The sequence below is a fragment of the Streptomyces sp. Y1 genome (genome assembly GCF_041053115.1).
GTDB lineage: Bacteria > Actinomycetota > Actinomycetes > Streptomycetales > Streptomycetaceae > Kitasatospora > Kitasatospora rubellomurina.
The window spans coordinates 4381930-4399397 of the sequence record NZ_CP163445.1 but is presented as its reverse complement, the minus strand read 5'-3'; the positions used below and the strand labels follow the sequence as shown (position 1 = coordinate 4399397).

Genomic DNA, 17468 nt, shown 5'->3' with positions numbered 1-17468 from the left:
GGGGCTCGGGCTCGTGGGGGTCACGCCGTGGCGGCGGCAGCGGCGCGGGCGGCCGCCGGGAGGGCGGCGGCGATCCGCTCGATCGCCCGCTCGTCGTGGGCCGCCGAGACGAACCAGGACTCGAAGGCGGACGGCGGCAGGTAGACGCCCTCGGCCAGCATCGCGTGGAAGAAGGCGGTGAAACGGTACGCCTCCTGGGTCTTCGCCTCGTCGTAGTTGGTGACGGCGGCCTCGGTGAAGAACACCGAGAACATGTTCCCGGCGGTCTGCAGGCGGTGCGCGACGCCCTCCTTGGCGAGCGCCGCGGAGACCAGGCCGGAGATCTCGGCGGAGACCTTGTCGACCGTCGCGTACACCTCGTCGGTGCAGCCGCGCAGCTGGGCCAGGCCCGCCGCGGTGGCGATCGGGTTCCCGGACAGGGTGCCCGCCTGGTAGACCGGGCCGGCCGGGGCGAGGTGGGCCATCACGTCGGCGCGGCCGCCGAAGGCCGCCGCCGGGAAGCCGCCGCCCATGACCTTGCCGAAGGTCAGCAGGTCCGGCGCCCAGCCCTCGTGCGCGGCCTCCAGGCCGTACCAGCCGGCCTTGGAGACGCGGAAGCCGGTCATCACCTCGTCGGAGACGAACAGCGCGCCGTTGTCCCGGCAGAGCCGGGCCAGGCCCGCGTTGAAGCCGGGCAGCGGCGGGACGACGCCCATGTTGCCGGGCGAGGCCTCGGTGATCACGCAGGCGATCTCGCCCGGGTGCGCGGCGAAGGCCCGCTCGACGGCGGCGAGGTCGTTGTACGGCAGCACGATGGTGTCGCCGGCCTGGGCGCCGGTGACGCCCGGGGTGTCCGGCAGGCCGAAGGTGGCGACGCCGGAACCGGCGGCGGCCAGCAGCGCGTCCACGTGACCGTGGTAGCAGCCGGCGAACTTGACCACCTTCGCGCGGCCGGTGAAGCCGCGGGCCAGCCGGATCGCGGACATGGTGGCCTCGGTGCCGGAGGAGACCAGCCGGACCTGCTCGACCGGGGCGACCCGGGCGACGATCTCCTCGGCCAGCTCGACCTCGCCCTGGCCGGGCGTGCCGAAGGAGGTGCCGCGGGTGACCGCGGCCTGCACGGCGTCGATCACCGCGGGGTGCGCGTGACCGAGGATCATCGGACCCCACGAGCACACCAGGTCGACGTACTCGCGGCCGTCGGCGTCGGTGAGGTAGGGGCCGGTGCCGGACACCATGAAGCGCGGCGTGCCGCCGACCGCGCGGAAGGCGCGCACCGGGGAGTTGACGCCGCCCGGCGTCACCACGGAGGCGCGCTCGAACAGCGACTGGGACTGGGGGGCTTCGTAGGGGTAGCTCACGCAAGACATGGTCTCAAATCGTGTCCTTGCCCTCTGCATGTCGGACCCGATCATCTGGAACGATGATCCGGGCACCGTTGTCGGTACGGTTGCCCTTACAGTCCGTACTGCCGGGGCCGCCGACTGCTCCGGAGCACGGACCAGTCAGACTGTGTACACAGAGTGCGCGAGCGCTCCGGTTGTGTGCAGGGGTGTGGAAGAGGACTGCTGTGCGCCGCGAGTGGGTAGGGCCCGCGAGTGGGCGCGACGGCGCATGACGGGTAAGGAGCACGTCCGGAGGGACGCCGGACGTGCGGGGGTCTGTCGATTCCGGCGAATTCCGGTGAGGATGGTCCGAGTGTCCGAGGCGCAGGACGGCTACGACGAGGCCGCGGGGGGCTCCCGCAGGCCGGCCGAAGCCGCACGCGGGGGTACGGGAGCGGGTACGGGACGTGGTCGCCGAGGCGGCGAGAGGCGGGGTGAAGGACGCGTGGGGGTGACGTACAAGTACTTCGGCGCACCGGACCGCGCCACCGCCGCGCGGGTCCCAACGGCGCTCGGCCCCGGCGGCCTCGGCCTGGACGCGGGCGAGCTCGGCTCGCTCGGGCGGCTCGGCGACCTGATGGAGACCAGTGGCTCCCCCAACGGCCACCTGTCCACCAAGATCAAACCGGAGACCATGAGCGCCATGGTCCTCACCGGCATCCAGGGCGTGCCGCTGCACCAGGTGCCGCCGCTGGAGCTCGTCGTCCTGCACCCCGACTACGCGGTCGTCCAGCTCCCGCACAACGTGGTCGAGCCGCTGCGCAAGGCGGACGAGACCGAGCTCGGCGCCGCCGCCTTCATCTGGTCGACCGTCCCGGACCGGCGCGGGCCGCGCGACGCCTTCGTCATCTACACGATGCTGCACGAGTGGCAGGACTTCGCGAACCGGCTGCACGACGCCGGGCACCAGCTGTACTGCCTGGTCTGGCCCTGACGGTCGCCCGGCCGGGGCGAGTTGACGGGCCGTCGGCTCCTGGCGGTCAGTAGCGGGGGCGACGGGCGCGGCGGACGATCCGTTCGCTCTCGACCGGCTCCGCGAGGTGCCCGTCGACCAGGCGGCTCAGGGCGGAGACGAAGACCTCCTGCTCGTGCTGCGGCAGCGCCTCCAGCACTTCGCGGTGCACCCGGTCGGCGACCTCCGTGCCCCGGGCGACGGCGCGCCCGCCCGCCTCGGTGACCGAGATGATCCGGGCCCGGCGGTCGGTGGCGGACGGGCGGCGCTCGGCCAGGCCCGCCTTCTCCAGCTCGTCGACGGTGACCACCATGGTGGTCTTGTCCAGGTCCGCCAGCTCGGCCAGCTGGATCTGGGTGCGCTCGGCCTCCTGCGCGTGGAACAGCACGCAGTACGCGCGGGGGGTGATCCCGACCTCGGTGAAGGCGGCCGCCATCCGGGTCGCCAGCACGTGGCTCGCGTGGTCCAGCAGGCCGGAGATGTCGCGGATCTGGCGCACGGGCGGGGTCGTCGTCATACGTCCGAGATTAGCAACGGCCCGTCCGCTGCCGGATGATCCCGTAGCCAACCAACGCCGGGGTTACGGGATGCCCAGCTCGAACAGCGCATAGCCCGCGTACCAGCCCGCCGCCAGCACCGGCATCGCGAACAGCCCGACCAGGGTCGAGGTGCGCACCCGGCGCAGGGCCACCGCCAGGCCGATGAACAGCGGGAAGGCCGGCAGCAGGTAGCGGGAGATGTTGTCGAAGATCTGGTTGCTGCTCAGCGCGGTCGCGATGGTCAGCGCCGTGTAGATCCACAGCACCAGCGGCGGGCGGGCCTGCCACAGCAGCACCAGCAGGCCCGGCAGGGCCATCAGCAGGGCGATCGCGATGAGGTCGGGCGCCGGGTTGGACTGCCAGAACGTCCAGTGGCCGGTGACCACGTCCATGATCGTGCGGACGGTGGAGGCGCCGAAGTCGAAGTAGCGGTTCCAGGCGCCGCGCTGGAGCTTGAAGTAGCCGCCCCAGTCGCCCATCCGCCAGCCGACCCAGGCGACGTAGCCGATCAGGCCCCACGGGGTGATCAGCATCGCGGTCAGCGGGCGGGCCACCCCGTCCGTGCGGCGGACCAGCGCGACCAGCGCGGCGATCGAGACGGCGGCGATCAGCGCGGCGGCGGTCGGCCGGTTGAGGCCCGCCACCAGCGTCAGCAGGCCGGCGGACAGCCAGCGGCGGGTCATCACGCAGTAGCAGGCCCAGGCGGACAGCGCCACGAACAGCGAGTCCGAGTAGACCGCCCACTCCACGCCCGAGCCGGGGAACAGGCCCCAGACCACCGCGGCGATCACGCCCGCCCGGAAGCCGCCGAGCCGCTCGGCGATCGCGAAGATCCCGGCCGCCGCGACCAGCGAGGCCAGCACCGAGACGACGATCCCGGAGCCGTACGGGCCGAGCCCGGTGACGGCCCCGACCAGCCGCATCAGCCACGGGTAGAGCGGGAAGAAGGCGCTGGAGTTCTCGTAGTAGCTGGCGAGCGGGAAGCCGTGCAGCGGGATCAGCTGCGGGTTGTACCCGTTCTCGGCGATCCGCTGGTACCAGACGCCGTCCCAGGTGCCCAGCACGTCCCACGGCTGGGCGCCGCCGCCGCGGCCCGGGTCCTTCTTCAGGTAGTCCCCGGTGTGCGAGAGCAGCAGCAGGAAGACCGTCAGGCCGATCGCCTTGACCACCGCGTACGCGCCGAGCGCGGGCGCGAAGCGGTCCACCAGCGCCCCGAAGCGCCCGGGCACGGCGGCCTCCGGCCCTGCCGTCGACGCCTGCGCGGGCACGTCGGACTCGGCGCCGGCCGACTCGGTGCTCGATGCCGTGCTCATCTGCTCTCGGTACTCCCCGCCCCGCTCATGGGTCCGCGCGGCTTCGGCGCAGCGACGTTCCGCAGAGCCTACGACACACCCCCGCCGCCCCCGCCCCCACCGGCCCCCGAAATCCCCTGGCGCCCCGGGCCCGCGGCCGCGACCATGCCGCCATGGAGACCACCGCCGCGCAGACCGCGGACACCGCGGCGGGCACCCCGCCGAAGCAGCAGATCCGGGCCGTCCACACCGCCGACACCGTCACCGTCTACCAGGCCTTCGGGCCCGAGATCGCCGAGCCGGCGGCGGCCGAGGGGCGGTTCCCCGAGGCGTTCGACCGGGACCGGATGACCTGGATCAAACCGTCCTTCCTCTGGATGATGCACCGCAGCGACTGGGGCCGCAGCCCCGGCCAGGAGCGGGTGCTCGCCCTGGAGATCAGCCGTGAGGGCTTCGACTGGGCGCTGGAGCGCGCGGTGCTGAGCGCCTACACCGGCCGGGTGCACGAGTCGCGGGCGGCGTGGAAGCGGGAGCTGCGGCAGAGCCCGGTGCGGGTGCAGTGGGACCCGGAGCGCGGCCTCAACCTGGAGCCGCTGGCCTGGCGGACGATCCAGATCGGGCTGCGCGGCGAGGCGGTGCGGCGCTACGCGGACGAGTGGATCCGGCGGATCACGGACGTCACCGCGCTCGCCGAGCGGGTCCGGGCGGGGCGGGATGCGGGGGTGGTGCCGGTGGAGGGGCCGTATCCGGTGCGGGCGAGTGCCGCCGCCCGGGTGGGGGCGGCGGCGGGGGTGTAGGCCGGGGGCGCCGTCAGCCGTGGAGGTAGACGATGCCGAGCTTGGTCAGCTGCCAGAGCTGGTTGGGGGCGCCGGTGTCGGTGGCGAGTTGGACGTACGGGTTGCCCTTGGCGTCGAGGGTGGCGGTGGCGGCGAGCACCTTGGTCTGGTCGGCGGAGTCGGCGATCCGGTACGTGCCGTCGCCCGCCGGCTTGAACACCCAGTGCTGGTTGGCGCCGCCGTTGCAGCCCCACTGCTGGACGCGGGTGCCGGGCGCGGTGGCCGCGGCGTCGGCGTCCAGGCACATGCCGCGGTTGCCGCTGAAGTCCAGCTCGTAGCTGCCGCCGGCCTTGGCCTCCAGGACGAAGGACTGGTTGAGCCCGCCGGTGACCGGGTAGCTGATGGCGGCCCGGCCGTTGGTCGAGTCGCCGTAGGTGCCGCCGCCGGTGAGGTCGAGCGCGTTGCCGGTGGCCGCGTTGGTGAGCTGGTACCAGGCGCCGTCCTCGGGGCCGTCGCCGAACGGCTTCCCGGGGCTGAGCGGCTGGATCGACGTGGTGTTCTGCTGGTTGAGCGTGCAGTAGGCCTGGGTGAGGTCCGGCTTGGCGAAGAACTGGCCGAGGCAGACGCCCTCACCGCGGTAGCCGGCCACCCGCAGGTGGTACGACTGGCGGACCATGTTCATGCACAGGCCGGGGATGCCGATCTGCGAGTCGCAGCCGTTGCGGGCCCACTCGGAGAGGTTCACCACGTCCCCGTTGCTGTACTCGTACGGGGAACTGGTCCACTCGGCGCAGACCTCGTGCCCGAAGGCGACCCGCCGCTGGTCCAGGTACCGTACGCCGGGCACCTGTTCGGCCGCGCCGCGGAGCATGTCGCTGAACGCCTGGACCACCAGGTTGTGACCCCAGGCGAGGTCCTCGGGGAAGGCCGGGCAGCCGTCCGCGATCTTGCCGACGTAGTCGTTGCGCCGGATGTCCGGGGTGATCGGATTGAAGTACGACTGGTAGACCAGCTGGTACGAGGAGTCCTGGTAGCCCGCGTTGCGCATGGTCTGCCGGACGTTCTGCAGCGCGGCGATCACCTTGGGCTGGACGGCCTTGGCCCGCCGGCGGATCTCGTCGCTGCCGATGGTGTCCCGGCAGCCCTGGTCCTTGGGGATCGGGAAGTACTGCGCGAGGCAGTGCATCATGATGCCGGAGAAGTCGAAGTCGTCGTTGGCACCGATCGTCACGACGACCATCTTGACGTCGTAACTGCCCGCCACCTGCGCGAGCTTGACGTCCTGCTTGGGCTCGCCGTAGTCGCCGCTGCCGGACCCGGTGACCTTCGCGAGCTCGGGGTCGCTGACCAGGTCGCCGGTCTGGGCGCCGGAGCAGGCCAGGTCGATCGGGGTGACCCCGGGGATGTCGGTGACGAAGATCTCCGACTTGGGGTGGCGGTGGCAGTAGTTGGTCGGGCTGTCGGTCTCCGGGAAGTACCCGTCACCGGTGTCGGTGCCGGCGCCCTCGCCGGAGATGGCGCTGTCGCCGAGGGCGACGATCGCGGCCGGACGGGCGCCGGGGGCCGGCGCGGGGGCGGGGTTGGTGTCGGCGAGGGCGGCGGGGGCGCCGGCCAGGCCGAGGGCGGCGACGAGGGCGCCGGCGGCGAGCAGCGCCGCCGGGGATCGGAACCTGATCACACGCGACTCCTTGCGGGGGGTGGGGAAGCCGCCCGGCCGGGGGGCGCCGGGCGGCTCGGAGCAGGAGGTGCAAGAAGGTGAGCAGGTCTCACATTAGGTACTGACAAGTAGTGCAACAAGGCTTGTGACAGCACCGGCTGACGCACGGGAACGGCGAGGAGCCGCCGCCCCGCGCCCCAGGAGGGAAGCGCGGAACGGCGGCTCGCACCGGCCGAACCGGGTGCTGCGTCAGCCCACGTTGGCGCAGTGGTTGCCGAACGCCGGGTTCAGCAGGCCGACGACGTCGATGGTGTTGCCGCACAGGTTGACCGGGATGTGCACCGGGATCTGAACCTGGTTGCCCGAGATGACACCGGGGGAACCGGCGGCGACACCCTCGGCGCCGGAGCTGGCCATCGCGGTGCCGGCGCCGGCGGCCACGATGCCCACCACGGCCGCGCCGACGGCGGCGGTCTTCTTGATGCTCATACGAGCCTCCTGACTGTTCAACAGAGATGCACGGGGAGTGCGACATCTAGAACGAGACCCGTCCGGGCCGGTTGCGACGGTGCGCGCAGCGTCACCCGTGTGGAGCAACGACGACGGGGTGACCGGCATTCGGGTGATCGGTGGATCGGACCGTTTCCCCTCCCCCGCTCCCTCGTTCTCCCTGGCGGAACACGATCCATCAGGCCCCTACGGACGAATCGAGAAACCGCCCATGCGCAAGCTCGCCCACGGCGTCGCCGGCACCGCGGCCACCGCCGCTCTGCTCGCCGCCGGTGCCGGCGTCGCGTCCGCCCACCACCTGCACGGCGCGTCCGCCGAGGGTGTCGCGGCCGGCTCCGCCGGCGTGGTGTCGGGCAACACGCTGCTGGACGTGCCCGTGCACGTTCCGGTGAACCTGTGCGGCAATTCGGTCGACGTCGCGGGCCTCCTGAACCCGGCGTTCGGCAATCACTGCCTGAACGCCTGACCGGGAATTCCCGGTCGCGCCGTCGCCCGAACCCCATTCCCGGCCGTGCGGGAATCGGACGCGGCGCCTGGGACGACGCGGCGGCTGCGTCACGCCCGAGCCATGGGCGGAACACACGCCGGTGTACGCCGCCGGAGTGACCATCACGGCAATCCATGAAGCCCTCGGGCGGGCATTCCTGCTCGCCCGGCTCCCGACACTTCGCATCCGTCGGGCAGAAATCGGAGGAAAGACATGCGTAACTTCAAGAAGGCCGCCGCCCTGTCCCTGGCCGCCACCGGCCTGGTCCTCGGTGCCGCCGGCGGCGCGTTCGCCAGCTCCGGCGCCCAGGGCGTGGCCGCGGGCTCCCCCGGTGTGCTCTCCGGCAACCAGATCCAGATCCCGGTGCACATCCCGGTCAACGTCTGCGGCAACTCCATCGACGTCATCGGCATCCTGAACCCGGCGTTCGGCAACCACTGCGCCAACATCGGCTGAACCGGCCGTCGCCGCACCGGCGACAGCTGATTCCCCCGAGCCCGTGCGGTGCCCCGCGCTGTGGGGCACCGCACGCTCCACCAGTATGTGATCGAGGAGATCAACCCCCATGCAGAACATGAAGAAGGCCGCCGTCCTCTCCGCCGCCGCTGCCGGCCTGGTCCTGGGCGCGGCCGGCTCCGCCGCCGCCAGCTCGGGCGCCGAGGGCGTCGCGGCCGGCTCCCCCGGTGTCGCCTCCGGCAACCAGGTCCAGGTTCCGATCCACGTCCCGATCAACCTGTGCGGCAACTCCATCAACGTGATCGGCCTGCTGAACCCGGCCTTCGGCAACAGCTGCGCCAACGTCGAGCTGCCCCCGCCGCCCGCCGACAACTGCTGATCCCCGATCGGCACGAGTTCCGGCCGAACTGCCCCCCGACCGACCGGCCGGGGGGCAGTTCGGCGTCCCCGGACGGTCAACCGTCCGCACCCCCGATCCACCGAAGGGTGATCCGCATGGTTCCGAAGATCTCGACGAAGGGCACGGCCGGCCTGGCCGCCGCCGTGGGCGCCGTGGTGCTGCTCGGTGCCGGCACCGCGCAGGCCGCCGCCGGCACCGGACCGGCCCCGGCGGGCGGCCCCGCCGCGCTGGCGAAGACGGACGTCGGCCAGGCCCTGAACGGGACGACCTCCGGCCTCGGCTACGGCATCGCGCCGATCAAGAGCCTGCGGCTGGACCCCTGGGCGAACTCCACCGCGGACGTGCTCAACAACGGCGCGACCGTCCAGCCGGACCAGGGCCTGGCCCCGGTCGGCACCGGTGCGCTGACCGGTCCGCTGAGCGCGGGCGGCGGCGTCAAGGACCTCCCGCTGGTCGGCGGGCTCACCGGCGCCCTGCCGGGCTGAGGGCCGGGCGGGCCCGGCACCGGGCCGGGGCACGCCCGAGGGCCCGGCACCCGTCCGCACGGCGGGGGTGCCGGGCCCTCGGCGCACCCGGGGCAGGGCTCAGAGCTGGGTGAGGTCGGTCAGCCCGGACTGCTGGACCACGCCGGTCGTGGTCGCGGTGGCGGTCTCGGTCAGGTCGTTCACCTTGTCGGTGACCGAGATCCGGTCGTTGTCGCTGCCCAGGCTGGCGGTGGCCCCCGGCACGGCCTGCACGGCGCCGGTGACCAGCCGCGGGTCCAGCTCGTCCACCTTGAGCCGGCCGTCGGCGAGCTGGCCGGTGCCGTCCTGGGCGAGGGCGAGCGGCTTGCCGACCGCCAGGCCGGGGGCGGTGGCGTGCAGCGGCGTGGTCGGGGCCTCCAGCAGCACCTCGCCCAGGTCGGCGCTCTTGTCGACCAGCGGGAGCGGCAGCTCGGCCTTGGCGCTCGGGCCGACCTTGCCGCTGCTCAGCTGCGGCACCAGGTGGTCCGGGATCAGCTCGTTGCTGGTGGTGCGGCCGGGCACCGGCGGCATGACCAGCGAGGTCGGGATGCCCGCCTGGAGGTGGCTGCCCAGCGGAGCCAGCGGCACGTCCGCCGGGACCTGCTGGGTGGCCAGCTTGTCCTCCAGGGCTCCGACCTGGTCGGGGCTCATCGGGGCGGCGGAGGCCGATCCCTGGGAGGCGAGCATGCCCGCACCGACCGCCAGCAGCATCGCGCCGGCCCGCTTGGAGAACTTCATGCTTTTCACCGTTCTGCCTGTCCGTACTGGAGAGCTGTTCATACCGAAGATCCGGTCATTCCGGCTGCGGGAACGTAGTCGGAACGCAAACTGCCTCAACGAGTGACCAGGAGTTCGGATTGCGGGCGTTAACCGGTTCGGCCTAATAATCCGATCGGAAACCACCCTCGGACGCGCCTCCCGGACTCTTTTCAAAAATCCCCGTAACCTTCCGTGCCGTCATTCTTTGATCTGGACGTCAGTGACTGCAGACCGGGTCTGAGCGTTCTACGCGTTGTACGCACGGAAGCCAGAGAGCATTTCAGAAAGGGATCTCCCCATGATCCAGAAGTCCTTCGCCGCCGCCGGCCTGGCCGTCGCCGCGCTGGCCGCCGCCGCCGCGCCCGCCTCGGCGATCGGTGACGCGGACGGTGCCGCCGCCTCGATCGAGGGCAACGGCGGTACCAACTTCACCGGCACGGTCGGGAACAACAGCCCGAACTTCCACTTCCTGGACAACGCGAACGTCTGCCTCCCGGAGATCCACAACATCGCCGTGGGTGTGCTCGGCGTGGCCGTCCCGGTCGAGGTCCCGATCGCCAACAGCGGCGGCAAGCAGTACTGCACCCAGGGCCAGGGCACCCAGAGCCACGGCGACGCCGGCGTGTCCCACCTGGTCGGCTGACGCTCCCCCAGCCGCACCGAACTTTCTGAACCACCTTCGAATCGCTCCCCGATTCACCCCTCGAGAGGAAAACCGGAAATGATCAAGAAGTCCCTCGCCGCCGCCGGCCTGGCCGCCGCCGCCATCGCGATGTCCGCCGGCTCGGCTTCCGCCATCATCGACTCGGACGGCGCCGCCACCTCCGTCCAGGGCAACGGCGGCACCAACCAGACCGGCACCCACGGCAACGGCAGCCCGAACTTCCACACCCTGGACAACGCGAACATCTGCCTGCCGGAGGTCCACAACATCGCCGTCGCCGTCGTCGGCGTCGCGGTTCCGGTCGAGGTGCCCGTCCTGAACAGCACCCCGAAGCAGATCTGCAACGTCGGCCAGAACACCCAGTCCTCGGGCGACGCGGGTGTCTCGCACCTGATCGGCTGATCAAGGCGCATGGCACGGACGGAGGGCCCGGGGAGACCTGTCTCCCCGGGCCCTCCGGGCTTGTGACGAGGCGTCCGGCCGGGCCGCCGAACGGGCGCGGTCCGGCCGGGTGACCGGCCGCCCGGCCGGCGCGTGGGCGCCGGGGCCGGACGACCGGGTGTGATCACGTGTCAAGAGCGCTCGTGCGGGCGCTCCGAGAGAGAGGGCAGTTCCATGAAGAGCATGCTGGCCAAGGCCGCGCTGACCGCCACCGCGGCGCTGGCGCTCGCCGGTGTCGCCACTCCGGCGTTCGCCCACGTCGGCCTGGCGGGCGGCGGCCAGTTCGTCGCCGCCGCCGACGAGCCGTTCGCGGCCGCCGAGGGCTGGGGCATCGCCCACACCTCCCACACCGCCGCCGGCGGCATGGGCGGCTTCGCGGCCGACGACGAGCACCTGGTCGGCGGCGGCGAGGGCTTCGCCCACGTCAACGGCTGGAAGTAGCCGCAGGCACCTCCGGCACGGCGGAAGGCCGGGCCCCTCGCGCTGGCGAGGGGCCCGGCCTTCCGCTTGCCCGCCCGAGCGGGCGAGCAACCGCTACTTGAGCATCCGCGCGGCCTCGACCGCCCAGTACGTCAGGATCTGCTCGGCGCCGGCCCGGCGGATCGAGGTGAGCGTCTCCATGATCATCCGCTCGCGGTCGATCCAGCCGTTCGCGGCGGCCGCCTCGACCATCGCGTACTCGCCGGACACCTGGTACGCGGAGACCGGCACCGGGGAGGCGTCGGCGACCTGGCGCACGATGTCCAGGTAGGCCATGGCCGGCTTGACCATCACCATGTCCGCGCCCTCGGCCAGGTCCTGCTCCAGCTCGCGCAGCGCCTCGCGGGCGTTCGCCGGGTCCTGCTGGTAGGCCTTGCGGTCGCCCTTGAGCGAGGAGCCGACCGCCTCCCGGAACGGGCCGAAGAACGCCGAGGCGTACTTGGCGGTGTAGGCGAGGATGCCGGTGTCCTGGTGCCCGGACTCGTCCAGCGCCTTGCGGATCACGGCGATCTGGCCGTCCATCATGCCGGACGGGCCGACCAGGTGGACGCCCGCGTCGGCCTGCACCCGGGCCATCTCGGCGTAGCGCTCCAGGGTGGCGTCGTTGTCCACGCTGCCGTCCGCGGCCAGCACGCCGCAGTGGCCGTGGTCGGTGTACTCGTCCAGGCAGAGGTCGGACATGATCACCACGGAGTCGCCGACCTCGGCGACCACGTCCCGGATCGCCTGCTGCAGGATGCCGTCCGGGTTGGTGCCCTCGCTGCCGGTCGCGTCCTGCACCTGCGGGACGCCGAACAGCATCACGCCGCCCACGCCGGCCTCGGCCGCCTCCACCACGGCCTTGCGCAGGGTGTCCCGGGTGTGCTGGACGACCCCGGGCATCGAGGTGACCGGCACCGGCTCGCGGACGCCCTCGCGGACGAACAGCGGCAGGATCAGCTCCGCCGGGTGCAGCCGGGTCTCGGCGACCAGGCGGCGCATCGCCGGGCTCTGGCGCAGCCGGCGGGGGCGAACGAACGGGAATTCAGCGGACACGGCTTCTCTCTCCGAACGGTTGTGCAGCGCCGGGGGCGGCGGGCGCCGCCCCCGGCCTTGTCTCAGCGGGCGGCCTTGCGGCGCGAACCCGGACGGCGCTCGCTGGGCCGGTAGACCGGCTCGCCCGCGGCCGTCGCGGTGTCGCGGCGCTTGGCGCCGAAGTCCGCCAGGGCCTGGGCGAGTGCGGCCGCGGACGGCGCGGGGGCCATCACGTCGACCCGCAGGCCGTGCTCCTCGGCGGTCTTGGCGGTGGCCGGGCCGATGCAGGCGATGACCGTGACGTTGTGCGGCTTGCCGGCGATGCCGACGAGGTTGCGCACCGTCGAGGACGAGGTGAACAGGACCGCGTCGAAGCCGCCGCCCTTGATCGCCTCGCGGGTCTCGGCCGGCGGCGGCGAGGCGCGCACCGTCCGGTACGCCGTCACGTCGTCGACCTCCCAGCCCAGCTCGACCAGGCCGGCCACCAGGGTCTCGGTGGCGATGTCGGCGCGCGGCAGCAGCACCCGGTCGATCGGGTCGAAGACCGGGTCGTACGGCGGCCAGTCCTCCAGCAGGCCGGCCGCGGACTGCTCGCCGGAGGGCACCAGGTCGGGCTTCACGCCGAAGTCCACCAGGGCCTGCGCGGTGGTCTCGCCGACCGCCGCGACCTTGATCCCGGCGAAGGCGCGGGCGTCCAGCCCGTACTCCTCGAACTTCTCCCGGACGGCGCGGACGGCGTTCACCGAGGTGAAGGCGATCCACTCGTAGCGGCCGGTGACCAGGCCCTTGATGGCCCGCTCCATCTGCTGCGGGGTGCGCGGCGGCTCGACCGCGATGGTCGGCACCTCCTGCGGCACCGCGCCGTACGAGCGCAGCTGCTCGGACAGGCCGTGGGCCTGCTCCTTGGTGCGCGGCACCAGGACGTTCCAGCCGAACAGCGGCTTGGTCTCGAACCACGAGTGCGAGGCGCGGTGGGCGACCTGCTCGCCCACCACGGCTATCACCGCGGTGGCCGGGTCGACCGGGGCCGAGACCGGCGAGGGCAGCACCCGGGCGGCCTTCAGGTCGGCGGCGATCGCGGCCAGCGTGGAGGTGAAGGTGCGCTGGCGGGTCGTGGTGCCGGAGAGCGTGGCGCTCAGCGCCGAGTGCGCCGCGCGGCCGCCCGCGACCAGCGCGTTGGCGGTGGCGGGCAGCTGGCCCAGGGTGGTGCGGACCACCAGGGTGGTCTCCGGCGCGCCCAGGTCCACCGGACCGCCGGCCAGCAGCGCGGCGGCCTCGACGAAGCGGACGTCGGCACCGGCCGCGCCGCGCAGCGGCACGCCCGCGTAGGCGGGGACGCCGACCGACTGGGCGACGCCCGGGACGACCTCGAAGGCGATCCCGTCGCTCGCGCAGTTCAACATCTCCTCGGCGGCGCAGCCGTCCAGGCCGGGGTCGCCGTCGACGGTGCGGACCACGTGCTTGCCGGACCGGACGGCCTCGGCGACCAGCTTGGCCAGGTCGAAGTCGACGCCCTCGGCGGACGGGTGGTGCACCTGGACGCCGGACGGGCAGTGGCTGCGCACGGCGACGGCGGTCAGCGGGTCGGCGACCAGGACGTCGGCGGTGGCCAGCACCTCGACGGCGCGCAGGGTCAGCAGGCCCGGGTCCCCGGGGCCCGCGCCCAGGAAGGTGCACCGCCCGGTGGCGGGCTGCCCGGCCGGGAAGAGGGCGTCGGTGGCGGCGGCGGGGCTCATGCGGCCACCTCGCTGCGCTCGGCGGTCTCTTCGCGAAACGCGCACATTTTCATGATTCGCTCGCTTCGCTCGCTCATCGGGCTCGCTCCCCCATCAGGGTGGCCGCGCCCCCGGCGAGCAGCCGGTCAGCCAGCGCGCGACCGAGGGCCCGCGCCTGCTGCTCGGCGGTCTCGTCGAGGACGATCGGACCGTTGGCGGACATCTTCAGCAGGGCGGATCCGTCGGGGTTGCCGACCACACCGTCCAGCCGCAGTTCGTTCTCCGGGCCCCAGCCGGCCAGCGCGGCCACCGGGGCCGAACAACCGGCCTCCAGGGCGGCCAGCAGGGCGCGCTCGGCGGCCACGGCGACCCGGGTGGGGGCGTGGTCCAGGGCCGCGAGCGCGGCGGCCAGCTCCGTGTTCGCCGCGGTGCACTCGATGGCGAGCGCACCCTGGCCTGGGGCCGGGATCATCAGCTCGGGGTCGAGGTGCTGGGAGATCTCGGCGCTGCGGCCGAGCCGGTTCAGGCCGGCCGTGGCCAGCACCACCGCGTCCAGCTCGCCGGAGGCCACGTAGCCGATCCGGGTGTCCACGTTGCCGCGGATCGCGACGGTCTCCAGGCGGTCGCCGCGGGCGGCGGCCCAGGCGTTCAGCTGGGCCATCCGGCGCGGGGAGCCGGTGCCGATCCGGGCGTGGCGGCCGGCGCCCGCCAGCTTCTCCACCAGCTCGTCCAGGGTCAGGCCCTCGGCCGCGACCAGGGCGTCCCGGACGTCCTCGCGCTCGGGGACGGCGGCCAGCACCAGGCCCTCGGGGGCGGCGGTGGGCAGGTCCTTGAGGGAGTGCACGGCGAAGTCGATCCGACCCGCCAGCAGCGCCTCGCGCAGCGCGGAGACGAAGACCCCGGTGCCGCCGATCTGTGCCAGCGCCTCCCGGGAGGTGTCGCCGTAGGTCGTGATCTCGACCAGCTCGACGGGGCGGCCGGTGAGCCTGGTCACCTCGCGGGCGACCATGCCCGACTGGGCCATGGCGAGCGCGCTGCGCCGGGTGCCGAGCCGCAGGGCGCGGGCTCCCGGGGCCTGCTCGGTGAGCGGTTGACCATTCATGAGGTGATCGTCCCGGTGGTACTCGTGGGATGGCTGACGGTTCATCTGGTGCCCCCGCCGGAAGGCTGGGGCCGGCCGCCGACTGGCGTGCCCGACACGGCGTGCACGGCCGCCGGGTCGAGGTCGAACAGTTCGCGCAGGGCGTCCGCGTAGGAGGCGCCGCCGGGCTCGGCGGCCAGCTGCTTCACCCGGACGGTCGGGGCGTGCAGCAGCTTGTCGACGACGCGGCGCACGGTCTGGCCGATCTCGGCGCGGGAGCGCTCGTCCAGGTCGGGCAGCCGGGACTCCAGGCGGCCCAGCTCGGCGGCGACCACGTCGGAGGCCATCGCCCGCAGCGCGACCACGGTCGGCGCGATCCGGGCGGCGCGCTGGGCGGCGCCGAAGGCGGTCACCTCGTCGGCGACGATCCGGGTGACCTGGTCGACGTCGCCGGCGCCGGGGGTGGCGGCGTGCGCGTGGGACAGGCTCTCCAGGTCGACGAGCAGGGCGCCGTCGAGCTCGTGCACCGCGTGGTCGACGTCGCGCGGCATGGCGAGGTCGAGCAGGGCGAGCGGCTCGGGGGAGGTCCGCAGGGCGACGGCGGCGGCCACGTCCTCGGCCTTGACCACCACGCCGGCCGCGCCGGTGCAGGAGATCACCAGGTCGACGTCGGCCAGGGCCTCGGGCACCTTGGCGAGGTCGAGGGTGCGGGCCACGTCCGGGCCGAGGATCTCCACCAGGCGCTCGGCGCGGGCCGCCGTCCGGTTGGCGATCAGCAGGTCGGTGACGCCGGAGCGGACCAGGGTGGCGGCGGCCAGCGAGCTCATCGAGCCGGCGCCGACCACGAGCGCACGCTTGCCCGCGATCGGGCCCGCGCCGGCCGCGACCTGCTCCAGGCCGAAGGTGACCAGCGACTGGCCGGCCTTGTCGATGCCGGTCTCGCTGTGCGCCCGCTTGCCGACCCGCAGCGCCTGCTGGAACAGCTCGTTCAGGCCGCGCCCGGCGGTGTGCTCCTCCTGGGCCTTGGCCAGGGCGTCGCGCAGCTGGCCGAGGATCTGGCCCTCGCCGACGACCATCGAGTCCAGGCCGCAGGCCACCGAGAACAGGTGGTGGACGGCGCGGTCCTCGTAGTGCACGTACAGGTGGGAGGTCAGCTCCTCCAGGTCCACCCCGCTGTGGTGGGCCAGCAGCAGCGACAGCTCGGCGACGCCGGCGTGGAACTTGTCGACGTCCGCGTACAGCTCGATCCGGTTGCAGGTGTTGAGCAGCGCCGCCTCGGCGACGGTCGCGGTCGAGGCCGCGTCGTGCAGCAGCCGGGTCGGCACCTCACCGGTGAGCGCGGCGCGCTCCAGCACGCCCACCGGTGCCGTCCGGTGGCTCAGTCCGACGACGAGAAGACTCATGCCCGCCCCCCACAGGTGTTCGTGTTCATGCGGGCATCACCGCGGAGAGGTCCCCGTCGCCGCCCTTGGCGGGCTTGCCCTTGCCCTGCTCGGCCTGGTCCTTGGCCACCGCCTCGGCGGTGCCGCGGCCCTTGCCGTTGCCGCCGGCCGCGCGGCGCAGCTTGGCGGCGGCCGCCCGGACCGGGCCGGGGGCGCGGTCCAGCACCGACTCGGTGCGGTCCGGCTCCTCGCCGGCCTTGCGCTGCTCGTGGAAGGCGAGGATCTGCAGCTCGATGGAGAGGTCCACCTTGCGCACGTCCACGCCGTCCGGGACGGTCAGCACGGTCGGGGCGAAGTTCAGGATGCTGGTGACGCCGGCCTCCACCAGCCGGTCGCAGACCTGCTGGGCGGCGCCGGGCGGGGTGGTGATCACGCCGATGGAGACATGCTGGCTCTCGACGATCGACTCCAGCTCGTCCATGTGCCGCACCGGAAGGCCGGCCGCGGTGGAACCGACCACGTTCGGGTCGGCGTCCAACAGGGCGGCGACCCGGAAGCCGCGGGAGGCGAAGCCGCCGTAGTTGGCGAGCGCGTGGCCGAGGTTCCCGATGCCGACGATGACGACCGGCCAGTCCTGGGTGAGGCCCAGCTCGCGGGAGATCTGGTAGACCAGGTACTCGACGTCGTAGCCGACGCCTCGGGTGCCGTAGGAGCCGAGGTAGGAGAAGTCCTTGCGCAGCTTGGCCGAGTTCACGCCGGCCGCGGCGGCCAGCTCCTCGGAGGAGACGGTCGGCACCGAGCGCTCGGAGAGCGCGGTGAGCGCCCGCAGGTAGAGGGGCAGGCGCGCGACGGTCGCCTCCGGGATGCCCCGGGCACGCGAGGGTCGGCGCGCGGCACCCTGGTCGGGCGCCTGCGAACTGCTCTGTGGTGATCGGCCGATTGCCACGGTGCTCCTGTGGGTGAAGCTGGGCTTTGGCAGCCAGGCTATGCGTTTGT

At 73.1% G+C, this 17468-nt stretch carries 20 protein-coding genes; 9 read left to right on the top strand and 11 right to left on the bottom strand.

Annotation, left to right across the window (positions count from 1 at the left end; genetic code table 11):
• Window positions 1–20 precede the first annotated feature (20 nt).
• Window positions 21–1349: a glutamate-1-semialdehyde 2,1-aminomutase gene (gene hemL / locus AB2U05_RS18890; protein ID WP_045699158.1), complete on the bottom strand. Its 1329-nt coding sequence runs from the start codon at window positions 1347–1349 to the stop codon at window positions 21–23.
• Window positions 1350–1815: 466 nt separating this feature from the next.
• On the opposite strand from hemL, the gene AB2U05_RS18885 reads away from it, so the two are divergent.
• Complete coding sequence (locus AB2U05_RS18885; RefSeq protein ID WP_078860278.1) at window positions 1816–2298, top strand: hypothetical protein; 483 nt, start codon at window positions 1816–1818, stop codon at window positions 2296–2298.
• 46 nt (window positions 2299–2344) lie between these two features.
• Here AB2U05_RS18885 and AB2U05_RS18880 read toward each other — a convergent pair whose 3' ends face one another.
• Both AB2U05_RS18880 and AB2U05_RS18875 read right to left on the bottom strand, forming a co-directional pair.
• A complete protein-coding gene (locus AB2U05_RS18880; RefSeq protein ID WP_369183804.1) occupies window positions 2345–2833 on the bottom strand; it encodes a MarR family winged helix-turn-helix transcriptional regulator in 489 nt (162 codons plus the stop codon).
• Between the two features lie 63 nt (window positions 2834–2896).
• Window positions 2897–4168, bottom strand: coding sequence for a membrane protein (locus tag AB2U05_RS18875; RefSeq protein WP_045699164.1), 1272 nt, complete (start codon window positions 4166–4168; stop codon window positions 2897–2899).
• A gap of 152 nt (window positions 4169–4320) precedes the next feature.
• Here AB2U05_RS18875 and AB2U05_RS18870 point away from each other — a divergent pair, with 152 nt between their 5' ends.
• Entirely contained in the window at window positions 4321–4944 is a 624-nt protein-coding gene (locus AB2U05_RS18870) for a DUF4291 domain-containing protein (protein WP_045709790.1), read from the top strand.
• Window positions 4945–4957: 13 nt separating this feature from the next.
• On the opposite strand, the gene AB2U05_RS18865 is transcribed toward AB2U05_RS18870, so the two are convergent.
• Together AB2U05_RS18865 and AB2U05_RS18860 are read right to left on the bottom strand one after the other, a co-directional pair.
• A complete protein-coding gene (locus AB2U05_RS18865) occupies window positions 4958–6601 on the bottom strand; it encodes an RICIN domain-containing protein (protein ID WP_369183803.1) in 1644 nt (547 codons plus the stop codon).
• A gap of 228 nt (window positions 6602–6829) precedes the next feature.
• A complete protein-coding gene (locus AB2U05_RS18860) occupies window positions 6830–7069 on the bottom strand; it encodes a chaplin (RefSeq protein ID WP_045709789.1) in 240 nt (79 codons plus the stop codon).
• Window positions 7070–7301: 232 nt separating this feature from the next.
• Between AB2U05_RS18860 and AB2U05_RS18855 the strand changes: the two genes are divergently transcribed.
• The 4 genes from AB2U05_RS18855 (at window position 7302) to AB2U05_RS18840 (ending at window position 8918) form a co-directional block, all read left to right on the top strand.
• The gene (locus AB2U05_RS18855) at window positions 7302–7556 is read left to right on the top strand and encodes a chaplin (protein ID WP_045699171.1); all 255 of its coding nucleotides are present in this window, start codon (window positions 7302–7304) and stop codon (window positions 7554–7556) included.
• Window positions 7557–7790: 234 nt separating this feature from the next.
• Window positions 7791–8033 carry a chaplin gene (locus AB2U05_RS18850; RefSeq protein ID WP_045699173.1) on the top strand — a complete coding sequence of 81 codons (243 nt, stop codon included), beginning with the start codon at window positions 7791–7793 and terminating at the stop codon, window positions 8031–8033.
• Between the two features lie 109 nt (window positions 8034–8142).
• Window positions 8143–8412 carry a chaplin gene (locus AB2U05_RS18845; protein ID WP_078860280.1) on the top strand — a complete coding sequence of 90 codons (270 nt, stop codon included), beginning with the start codon at window positions 8143–8145 and terminating at the stop codon, window positions 8410–8412.
• Between the two features lie 116 nt (window positions 8413–8528).
• Complete coding sequence (locus AB2U05_RS18840) at window positions 8529–8918, top strand: hypothetical protein (RefSeq protein ID WP_052706500.1); 390 nt, start codon at window positions 8529–8531, stop codon at window positions 8916–8918.
• Between the two features lie 99 nt (window positions 8919–9017).
• Here AB2U05_RS18840 and AB2U05_RS18835 read toward each other — a convergent pair whose 3' ends face one another.
• Window positions 9018–9674, bottom strand: a complete 657-nt coding sequence (locus AB2U05_RS18835) for a hypothetical protein (protein WP_045699175.1) — start codon at window positions 9672–9674, stop codon at window positions 9018–9020.
• A gap of 319 nt (window positions 9675–9993) precedes the next feature.
• Here AB2U05_RS18835 and AB2U05_RS18830 point away from each other — a divergent pair, with 319 nt between their 5' ends.
• From AB2U05_RS18830 to AB2U05_RS18820, 3 genes are all read left to right on the top strand, one after another.
• Window positions 9994–10338 (top strand): hypothetical protein, encoded by a 345-nt coding sequence (locus AB2U05_RS18830; protein WP_031063477.1) that lies wholly within the window; start codon window positions 9994–9996, stop codon window positions 10336–10338.
• Window positions 10339–10416: 78 nt separating this feature from the next.
• A complete protein-coding gene (locus tag AB2U05_RS18825; protein ID WP_031063479.1) occupies window positions 10417–10761 on the top strand; it encodes a hypothetical protein in 345 nt (114 codons plus the stop codon).
• A gap of 213 nt (window positions 10762–10974) precedes the next feature.
• Window positions 10975–11241 carry a hypothetical protein gene (locus AB2U05_RS18820; RefSeq protein ID WP_045699176.1) on the top strand — a complete coding sequence of 89 codons (267 nt, stop codon included), beginning with the start codon at window positions 10975–10977 and terminating at the stop codon, window positions 11239–11241.
• A gap of 93 nt (window positions 11242–11334) precedes the next feature.
• Here the strand turns inward: AB2U05_RS18820 and hemB are convergent, their stop codons facing one another.
• From hemB to AB2U05_RS18795, 5 genes are all read right to left on the bottom strand, one after another.
• Window positions 11335–12315: a porphobilinogen synthase gene (gene hemB / locus AB2U05_RS18815; RefSeq protein WP_045709787.1), complete on the bottom strand. Its 981-nt coding sequence runs from the start codon at window positions 12313–12315 to the stop codon at window positions 11335–11337.
• Window positions 12316–12377: 62 nt separating this feature from the next.
• Window positions 12378–14030 carry a uroporphyrinogen-III synthase gene (locus AB2U05_RS18810; RefSeq protein ID WP_045699186.1) on the bottom strand — a complete coding sequence of 551 codons (1653 nt, stop codon included), beginning with the start codon at window positions 14028–14030 and terminating at the stop codon, window positions 12378–12380.
• Between the two features lie 73 nt (window positions 14031–14103).
• Complete coding sequence (hemC, locus tag AB2U05_RS18805; protein WP_045699189.1) at window positions 14104–15111, bottom strand: hydroxymethylbilane synthase; 1008 nt, start codon at window positions 15109–15111, stop codon at window positions 14104–14106.
• Window positions 15112–15152: 41 nt separating this feature from the next.
• Window positions 15153–16493 (bottom strand): glutamyl-tRNA reductase, encoded by a 1341-nt coding sequence (locus AB2U05_RS18800; RefSeq protein ID WP_045699191.1) that lies wholly within the window; start codon window positions 16491–16493, stop codon window positions 15153–15155.
• Window positions 16494–16518: 25 nt separating this feature from the next.
• Window positions 16519–17418 (bottom strand): redox-sensing transcriptional repressor Rex, encoded by a 900-nt coding sequence (locus AB2U05_RS18795; protein WP_208615499.1) that lies wholly within the window; start codon window positions 17416–17418, stop codon window positions 16519–16521.
• Window positions 17419–17468: the final 50 nt, after the last annotated feature.

Bases quoted from the DNA above. Each gene is read 5' to 3' on its own strand.
- hemL (WP_045699158.1), bottom strand. From the start codon at position 1,349: ATGTCTTGCGTGAGCTACCCCTACGAAGCCCCCCAGTCCCAGTCGCTG.
- AB2U05_RS18880 (WP_369183804.1), bottom strand. From the start codon at position 2,833: ATGACGACGACCCCGCCCGTGCGCCAGATCCGCGACATCTCCGGCCTG.
- AB2U05_RS18875 (WP_045699164.1), bottom strand. From the start codon at position 4,168: ATGAGCACGGCATCGAGCACCGAGTCGGCCGGCGCCGAGTCCGACGTG.
- AB2U05_RS18870 (WP_045709790.1), top strand. From the start codon at position 4,321: ATGGAGACCACCGCCGCGCAGACCGCGGACACCGCGGCGGGCACCCCG.
- AB2U05_RS18860 (WP_045709789.1), bottom strand. From the start codon at position 7,069: ATGAGCATCAAGAAGACCGCCGCCGTCGGCGCGGCCGTGGTGGGCATC.
- AB2U05_RS18855 (WP_045699171.1), top strand. From the start codon at position 7,302: ATGCGCAAGCTCGCCCACGGCGTCGCCGGCACCGCGGCCACCGCCGCT.
- AB2U05_RS18850 (WP_045699173.1), top strand. From the start codon at position 7,791: ATGCGTAACTTCAAGAAGGCCGCCGCCCTGTCCCTGGCCGCCACCGGC.
- AB2U05_RS18845 (WP_078860280.1), top strand. From the start codon at position 8,143: ATGCAGAACATGAAGAAGGCCGCCGTCCTCTCCGCCGCCGCTGCCGGC.
- AB2U05_RS18840 (WP_052706500.1), top strand. From the start codon at position 8,529: ATGGTTCCGAAGATCTCGACGAAGGGCACGGCCGGCCTGGCCGCCGCC.
- AB2U05_RS18835 (WP_045699175.1), bottom strand. From the start codon at position 9,674: ATGAAGTTCTCCAAGCGGGCCGGCGCGATGCTGCTGGCGGTCGGTGCG.
- AB2U05_RS18830 (WP_031063477.1), top strand. From the start codon at position 9,994: ATGATCCAGAAGTCCTTCGCCGCCGCCGGCCTGGCCGTCGCCGCGCTG.
- AB2U05_RS18825 (WP_031063479.1), top strand. From the start codon at position 10,417: ATGATCAAGAAGTCCCTCGCCGCCGCCGGCCTGGCCGCCGCCGCCATC.
- AB2U05_RS18820 (WP_045699176.1), top strand. From the start codon at position 10,975: ATGAAGAGCATGCTGGCCAAGGCCGCGCTGACCGCCACCGCGGCGCTG.
- AB2U05_RS18810 (WP_045699186.1), bottom strand. From the start codon at position 14,030: ATGAGCCCCGCCGCCGCCACCGACGCCCTCTTCCCGGCCGGGCAGCCC.
- hemC (WP_045699189.1), bottom strand. From the start codon at position 15,111: ATGAATGGTCAACCGCTCACCGAGCAGGCCCCGGGAGCCCGCGCCCTG.
- AB2U05_RS18800 (WP_045699191.1), bottom strand. From the start codon at position 16,493: ATGAGTCTTCTCGTCGTCGGACTGAGCCACCGGACGGCACCGGTGGGC.